At 61.9% G+C, this 1,319-nt stretch carries 1 protein-coding gene and 1 other annotated feature; the gene reads right to left on the bottom strand.

Features of this window, described 5'->3' with window-relative positions:
* Positions 1 to 38: 38 nt before the first annotated feature.
* Positions 39 to 1,267 (bottom strand): IS3 family transposase gene (locus FXO23_RS50490; protein WP_246258690.1). Its coding sequence is split into 2 segments (ribosomal slippage): positions 39 to 988 and positions 988 to 1,267, totalling 1,230 coding nucleotides; the frame shifts between segments, so codons are not numbered across the junction.
* Positions 861 to 989, bottom strand: a sequence feature (AL1L pseudoknot). It overlaps the preceding gene by 129 nt.
* Positions 1,268 to 1,319 lie beyond the last annotated feature (52 nt).

The raw sequence follows: 1,319 nt of genomic DNA, 5'->3' as shown, positions 1-1,319 counted from the left end.
TGAACCGCCCCGGGTTCGGTAGAGACTCGTTACTGGGGTCAGGCGACCAGGCTTGTCAGGTCGCCTAGCTCGTACAGGGTCTCAAACTCGGTCGGTGGCCGGTAGCCACAGGCCTCGTGTAGTCGACGATCGTTGTACCACTGCACCCACGCGGCGGTGGCGATCTCGACTTCGTTCTTATTGTGCCATGGTCCTTTCGGTTTGATCAACTCGGTTTTGTAAAGTCCGATCGTGGATTCTGCGAGCGCGTTGTCGAGCGCGTCACCGACGGTGCCGATGGACGCGTCGATTCCCGAGTCGATAAGATGCTGGGTGAACCGGAAAGACGTATACTGGCTTCCGGCATCAGAATGGTGAATCAGTTTGCTCTCGCCGTTCACGTGACGGTAGTCGCGTTGCTGGAGTCCCCTGTCGATGGCGTCGAGGACAAGTTCGGTTTCTTTGGACATGCTGCAGTACCAGCCCACGATTTTGCGGGAGAACGCATCGATGGCGAAAGCGGTGTACACGGTGCCGGCCCAGGTGGCGACGTAGGTGAAGTCCGCCACCCACAGCCGGTTCGGCGCGCCGGCCGTGAACTGGCGTTTCACCAGGTCCGCGGCCCGCTTGCCGCCGGGATCGGACACGGTGGTGCGCACGGTCTTGCCGCGCACGGCGCCGGTGATACCCAACTGCCGCATGAGCCGTTCCACCCGGCCACGCCCCACCGTCACTCCCTCCCGGCGCAGCTGGCGCCAGATTTTCCGCGCACCATAAACGCGGTAGTTTTCGTCATAGACACGTGTTATTTCTCCCCTTAACTCCTCATCCCGGATCTCGCGCTCGGATTTCGGACGGTCGAGAGCGGCATAATAGGTGGACGGAGCGATCTTCACGCCGAATTCGGTCAGCACGGCACAGATCGGCTCGACTCCGAACCGGTCCTTGTGTTCCGTGATGAACGTTACGAGCGTGGCGGTCGAGGGTCGAGCTCCCTCGCGAAGAAAGCAGACGCGGCCTTCAAAATTTCATTAGCCCGGCGCAATTCCGCGTTTTCCCGGCGCAGCCGCTTCAGCTCGGCCGACTCCTCGCTCGACGTGCCCGGCCGCGTCCCGGCATCCACTTCGGCCTGGCGCACCCACTTGCGTAGCGTCTCGCTGGAGACGTTCACCTTCGCCGCCACCGAGCAGATCGCCTCCCACTGCGACGAATACTGCTCTACCTGATCAAACACCAGCGCAACGGCACGTTCCCGCACCTCACGCGAATACCTCGTACCCCGGGCCATGATCCACATCCTCACTCACACGAGGAGCCTCCATCAGACCCGGGGCGGTTCA

This window comes from Amycolatopsis anabasis (assembly GCF_009765355.1).
Lineage (GTDB): Bacteria > Actinomycetota > Actinomycetes > Mycobacteriales > Pseudonocardiaceae > Amycolatopsis > Amycolatopsis anabasis.
Note: the sequence above shows the minus strand (reverse complement) of the source record. Positions and strands in the feature narration are given on the sequence as shown.